The organism is Pseudonocardia sp., from assembly GCF_025465255.1.
Classification (GTDB): domain Bacteria; phylum Actinomycetota; class Actinomycetes; order Mycobacteriales; family Pseudonocardiaceae; genus Pseudonocardia.
In genome coordinates, this window is sequence record NZ_JAODNI010000107.1 from 1 (window position 1) to 5,914 (window position 5,914).

Here is a 5,914-nt window from a genome sequence, read left to right on the forward strand (position 1 = left end):
GCGCCGGCCCGGCCGCCACCGACCCAGGACCGGCCGCGACCCCGCGGCCGGCCCCGATCATCCCGATCGCAGGGACCATCACGACCGCAGGGAGTTGATCGATCGTGCGCATCGCCATGGTGTCCGAACACGCGAGCCCGCTCGCCGCTCCCGGAGGGCCCGACTCGGGCGGCCAGAACGTCCACGTGCGCGAGCTCAGCCGGGCCCTCGCCGCGGACGGTCACGAGGTGACAGTGCTGACCCGCCGGGACTCCGCCGACCTGCCCGAGACCGTCCCGCTGTGCCCGGGCGTCACCGTCCGGCACGTCACCGCGGGCCCGCCGACGGCCATCCCGAAGGACGAGCTCGTCGCGCACGTCCCCGCGCTGGCCGACGAGCTGGCGCGGCTCTGGGCGGCGGAGCCGCCGGACATCGTGCACGCGCACTTCTGGATGTCCGGCCTGGCCGCGACGGCCGCCGTCCGGGGCCCGGACGTCCCGCTCGTCCAGACCTTCCACGCCCTCGGCCACGTCAAGCAGCGGCACCAGGGCGGGGACGACACCAGCCCGCAGGGCCGCATCACCGCCGAGAAGGTCCTCGCCCGCCGCGCGCGCCGGGTCATCGCCACCTGCGAGGACGAGCTGCTGGAGCTGACCCGGATGGGCACCCCGCGGCAGCGGATCTCCGTGGTGCCCTGCGGCGTCGACCTCGACCTGTTCACCCCGCGAGGCCCCGCCCTGCCCCGCACGCAGCGGCCCCGGCTGGTCACGATCGGCCGGCTGGTGCGCCGCAAGGGGGTCGACGAGGTGATCGAGGCGCTCGCCCGGGTGCCCGAGGCCGAGCTGCTCGTCGCGGGCGGCCCGCCCGCCGGGCAGGATCCGGCCGCGGACCCGGACCTGCGGCGGCTGCACGAGGTCGCCGAGTGGGCCGGCGTCGCCTCCCGGGTGCGGTTCCTCGGTGCGGTGGCTCGGGAGGACGTACCCGCCCTGCTCCGCTCGGCGGACGCCGTCGTGTGCGCACCCTGGTACGAGCCGTTCGGCATGGTGCCGCTGGAGGCGATGGCGTGCGGCCGGGCCGTCGTCGCGTCCGAGGTCGGCGGCATGATCGACTCGGTCGTGCACCGGGTGACCGGGTTGCACGTGCCGCCCCGGCGGCCGGACGAACTGGGCCGCGTGCTGCGGCACCTGGTCGCAGAGACGGCGATGTGCGAGGGCTACGGCATGGCCGGCCGCGACCGCGCCGTCTCGCGCTACTCCTGGCCGCGCGTCGCCGCCGCCACAGCGGCCGTCTACCGGGACGTCCTGGACGGGCGCGCCGCCCGGACTGCGGCGCCCACGGGACGCCGGCCGATCGCGACAGCAGGGAGCCGGTGATGAAGACGTTCGACGACGACCCGACCGAACAGCTGCTCGACCAGCACGTCGACCGGTTGCAGGCCGCGCTGCCGGCCCTGCGCGGTGCCTCCGGCACGTTCGCCCGCTGGGGCGCCGCGCTGGCCGCCCGGCTCACCGAGGGCGGGCGGCTCCTCGCGGCCGGCAACGGCGGCAGCGCCGCGGAGGCCCAGCACCTCACCGCCGAGCTCGTCGGCCGCTTCGAGGGCGAGCGGGTCCCGCTGTCCGCGATCGCGCTGCACGCGGACACCTCGGCGGTGACCGCCATCAGCAACGACTACGGCTACGAGGAGGTCTACGCCCGCCAGGTGCGGGCCCACGGCCGCCCCGGGGACGTGCTGATCCTGCTGTCCACCAGCGGCCGCAGCCGCAACCTGCTCACCGCCGCGCTCGCGGCGAGGCAGTGCGGCGTCGAGAGCTGGGCGCTGACCGGGCCCGGGCCGAACCCGCTGGCCAGGCTCTGCTCGGACGCCGTCTGCCTGCCCGGGGACACCGCGACCGTGCAGGAGTCCCATCTCGCCGCGGTCCACATGCTCTGCCGCGCGGTCGAGGCGGCGCTGCCGGTGGGGAAGGCCGGTTCCGGCGCCCCGCTCGTCGCCTCCTGACCGCACTCCCTCCCTACCGAGAGGACATCTCATGACCTCGACCGTGACCGGTCCCCGAACCTCGCCCGACACCACCGAACAGCTCCTGGACTCCCGCCCGCTCGGGCGGGTGCTCGTCACCGGCGCGGCGTCCGGCCTCGGCCGGTCCGTCGCGGGCGCGGTGGCCGCCGCCGGCGGGACCCCGCTGCTCCTCGACCGCGTCGACCCCCGGGACGGGGCGGGCGAGGCCCTCGGGAACGCGCCGACCGCCGTCGTCGACCTGACCGACGGCCGCGCGGCCGAGGACGCCGTCGCGGACCTCGCCGCCCGCGTCGGCGGCCTCGACGCCGTCGTCACCGCGGCGGGCACGGACGCCTGCGGGCGGATGGAGGACATCCCCGGGGCGGACTGGGACCGCGTGGTCCAGGTCAACCTGCTCGGGACGGCCGCGGTGATCCGCGGCGCGCTGCCCGCCCTGCGGGAGAGCCGCGGCCGGATCGTGACGGTCGCCTCCACGCTCGGCTTCCGCGCGCTGTCCGACGCCAGCGCCTACTGCGCCTCGAAGTTCGGTGTCGTCGGGATGAGCCGGGCCCTGATGGCCGAGCTGGCCGGGCAGGTCGGCGTGACGATGCTCGTGCCCGGCGGCATGGACACCGCGTTCTTCGACGGCCGCACCGAGCAGTACCGCCCCGGCCCGGACGCCGTGCTGAACGATCCGCGCAGGGTCGCTGCGACCGTGCTCTTCGCCCTGACCAGGCCGGAGGGCTGCGAAGTCCGCGAGCTCGTCGTCACCCCGTCCGTGGAGCCGTCGTGGCCGTGAGCACGCACCCGCCGGTGGAGCGGGGGTTCCCGGCGCCGGTGACGTCGGCCGGCCTGATCGCCGAGCGCCGGCCGCGGGTCCTGGTGGTGGGCGACGCGCTGCTCGACGGCTGGGTGTCCGGCCCGGCGCGCCGCACCGGCCGCGACGGACCCGTCCCCGTCATCGAGCTCAACGACGCCCGCACCGCGCCGGGCGGCGCCGCCAACACCGCGGCCGCGCTGGCCGCCCTCGGGGCCGAGGTCGAGCTGGTCGCCGTCCTGGGCGACGACCACGACGGCCGCACGCTGCGCCGCGCCCTCGCCGAGGCGGGGGTGCGCACGGACCGCTGCGTGCTCGACCCCGCCCGGCCCACGACCGCGAAACGTCGGGTCATGGCGGGCGACCCGCCGGAGCACCTGGTCGCGCGGTTCGACGTCACGTCCCCGCCGATGGGCACCGCGGCCTCGCGGGCCCTGGCGGACCAGGTCACCGACGCGCTCGCCGAAGGCCGGGACGCAGTGCTCGTCGCGGACTACGGCCTCGGCGCGCTCTGCGAACGGGTCCGCCGCCGGCTGGGCCGGGCCCGGTCCCGGATGTCCCTGCTGGTCGTGGACGCGCACGAGCTGGCGCCGTGGGCCGCCCTGCACCCCGACGCCGTCACGCCGAGCGCCGAGGAGGCGGCCCGGCTGATCGGCGAGCCCGAGCCGTCCGGGGACCGGGTCGCCTGGGCGGCGGCCCGGCAGCGCGCGCTCGTCGAGGCGTCCGGCGGGGCGGAGGTGCTGCTCACCCTCGACGTGGACGGGGTCGTCCAGCTGCCGCGAGGGGACGCGGTGCCGGTGCACCAGGCCGCGGCCGCCGCGGCACCCGCGTCCCGGGCCTGCGGCGCCGGCGACGTGTTCACCGCCGCGTGGACCGCGTCCCGGGCGTCCGGGGCGGAGCCCGCCGTGGCCGCAGCCCTCGCCCAGGCCGCGGCGGACGTCGCCGTCTCCCGGGACGGCACCGTCGTCTGCACGACGGGGGCGCTGACGGCCCGGCTGGCCGCGGCGGACCCGGGCGCGGTGCTCGGCCACCACGACCTGCTGTCGGTGCTCGCCGAGCACCGCGCCGCGGGGCACCGGGTGGTGTTCACCAACGGCTGCTTCGACGTCCTGCACCGCGGGCACGTCGCCTACCTGCGCCAGGCCCGCCGGCTCGGGGACCTGCTCGTCGTCGCGCTGAACAGCGACGCCAGCGTGTCCCGGCTCAAGGGACCGAGCCGGCCGGTCAACCCGCTGGAGGACCGGGCGGGCGTGATCGGGGCCCTGTCCGCCGTCGACCTCGTCACCGCGTTCGAGGCGGACAGCCCGGTCGAGCTGCTGGAGCTCGTCCGGCCCGACGTCTACGCCAAGGGCGGGGACTACACCCCGGAGATGCTGCCCGAGACCCCGGTGGTCGAGGCGCTCGGCGGGGAGGTCCGGATCCTGGACTACCTCGCGGACCACTCGACGAGCGCGATCGTGGCGCGGGCGCAGGCCCTGTCGAACCAGGGAGGAGCCGGATGAGCGCGCTCGACGTGCTGGTCCCGACCTGTGACCGGCCGGTCGAGCTGGCGGCCACGCTCGCGGGTCTCGCCGCCCAGGACCATTCGTTCGACGTGCTGGTCAGCGACCAGTCCGACGGCGCGGCCTCGTTCGACACGCACGCGGCCCGGGCCATGATCCGGGTGCTCGAGGCCGCGGGCCACCGCGTCCGCACCGTGCGCCACCTGCCGCGGCGCGGGCTGGCCGAACACCGGGCGTCGCTGCTCGCGGCGTCCTCGGCCGACCACGTGCTGTTCTGCGACGACGACGTCTGGCTCGAGCCGGGCACCGTCGCCCGGCTGCACGACGCGATCCTGGAGCTGCGCTGCGGCCTGGTCGGCGCGGCGATGCAGGGCCTGTCCCACCTCGACGACGAGCGGCCGGACGAGCTCGCGCCGTTCGAGCGCTGGCCGGGCCGGCCGGAACCGGAGCGCATCCGCCCGGACACCCCCGAGTGGCAGCGCTGGACCCTGCACAACGCCGCGAACCCCGCCCACCTCGCCCGGCGGCACGTGCGGCCGGGGGAGCCGTGGGTCGCCTACAAGATCGCCTGGATCGCCGGCTGCGTGCTCTACGACCGCAGGGCCCTCGTCGAGGTCGGCGGGTTCGGCTTCTGGCGGGACCTGCCCGCCGAGCACGCCGGCGAGGACGTCCTGGCGGAGCAGCGGGTGATGGAACGGTTCGGCGGGGCGGGGATCCTGCCCTCGGGCGCGGTGCACCTGGAGTCGCCGACGACCGTGCCGGACCGCTCCGTGGTGGCGGACTCCGTCCTGGGCCGGCCGGCGTGAGCGCGCCGGTGGTGGTGGTCGGGGACGCCCTGCTCGACGTGGACGTCGAGGGGCGGGTGGAACGCACCTCGCCCGACGCCGAGGTGCCCGTCCTGGACGTCACGCGGGAGATCGTGCGGCCCGGTGGCGCCGGGCTCGCCGCGGTGCTGCTCGCCGCCCAGGGGGTGCCCGTCACGTTCGTCTCGGCGCTGGCCGACGACGACTCCGGTGCGCGGCTGCGCGTGCTGCTCGACCGGGCGCTGACGCTGGTCGACGGGCCCGCCACGGGTGGCACCGTCGTCAAGTGCCGGTGGCGGTGCGCGGAGCGGCCGCTGCTGCGGACGGACAAGGGCCTCGGTGAGCCCGCGGCGCGGTTCGCGGACCGGGTCGTCCCGGCGCTGGCCGGGGCGGTCGAGCGCGCCGGGGCGGTCCTGGTGTCCGACTACGGCCGCGGGGTCGCGGCGAACCCGGGCGTCCGGGCGGTCCTGGCGGACGCGGTCCGGCGCGGCACCCCGGTCGTCTGGGACCCGCATCCGCGCGGGCCCGAGCCGGTCCCGGGCGTCCGCATCGCGACCCCGAACCTGGCTGAAGCGGCGCGGGCCGCCGGGCGGTCCCGTGCCGGGGCAGCACGGCTCGAGGCCGGGACCGTCGGGCGACGCCTGCTCGGGCTGTGGGCCTGCGCCGCCGTCGCGGTGACCACGGGGGAGCGGGGCGCCGTGCTCGCGCGCCCGCGCACCCGCTGCGTCACCGTCGGGGCGCCGCGCGTGCGCGGGGGAGACCCCTGCGGCGCCGGCGACGCGTTCGCCGGGCGGCTCGCGGCCCTGCTGGCGGACGG

General features: G+C 77.6%; 6 protein-coding genes. All 6 read left to right on the plus strand.

All coding sequences use genetic code 11. From position 1 onward, the window contains the following. Positions 1 to 104: 104 nt before the first annotated feature. The gene (locus tag JWP64_RS11775) at positions 105 to 1,352 is read left to right on the plus strand and encodes a glycosyltransferase (RefSeq protein WP_297495803.1); all 1,248 of its coding nucleotides are present in this window, start codon (positions 105 to 107) and stop codon (positions 1,350 to 1,352) included. Between the two features lie 32 nt (positions 1,353 to 1,384). Then, a complete protein-coding gene (locus JWP64_RS11780; protein WP_297495812.1) occupies positions 1,385 to 1,975 on the plus strand; it encodes an SIS domain-containing protein in 591 nt (196 codons plus the stop codon). A 31-nt stretch (positions 1,976 to 2,006) separates the two neighbouring features. Then, positions 2,007 to 2,774, plus strand: a complete 768-nt coding sequence (locus JWP64_RS11785) for an SDR family oxidoreductase (RefSeq protein ID WP_297495805.1) — start codon at positions 2,007 to 2,009, stop codon at positions 2,772 to 2,774. Then, complete coding sequence (gene rfaE2 / locus JWP64_RS11790) at positions 2,765 to 4,294, plus strand: D-glycero-beta-D-manno-heptose 1-phosphate adenylyltransferase (RefSeq protein ID WP_297495807.1); 1,530 nt, start codon at positions 2,765 to 2,767, stop codon at positions 4,292 to 4,294. Before JWP64_RS11785 ends, rfaE2 begins: the two co-directional genes overlap by 10 nt. Continuing rightward, positions 4,291 to 5,100 (plus strand): glycosyltransferase family 2 protein, encoded by an 810-nt coding sequence (locus tag JWP64_RS11795; RefSeq protein ID WP_297495809.1) that lies wholly within the window; start codon positions 4,291 to 4,293, stop codon positions 5,098 to 5,100. Before rfaE2 ends, JWP64_RS11795 begins: the two co-directional genes overlap by 4 nt. Further along, a partial coding sequence (locus tag JWP64_RS11800; protein ID WP_297495810.1) for a PfkB family carbohydrate kinase occupies positions 5,097 to 5,914 on the plus strand: 818 nt, incomplete at its 3' end. The genes JWP64_RS11795 and JWP64_RS11800, both read left to right, overlap by 4 nt.

Coding starts and splice junctions, on each gene's coding strand:
- JWP64_RS11785 (WP_297495805.1), top strand. CDS start 2,007: ATGACCTCGACCGTGACCGGTCCCCGAACCTCGCCCGACACCACCGAA.
- JWP64_RS11795 (WP_297495809.1), top strand. CDS start 4,291: ATGAGCGCGCTCGACGTGCTGGTCCCGACCTGTGACCGGCCGGTCGAG.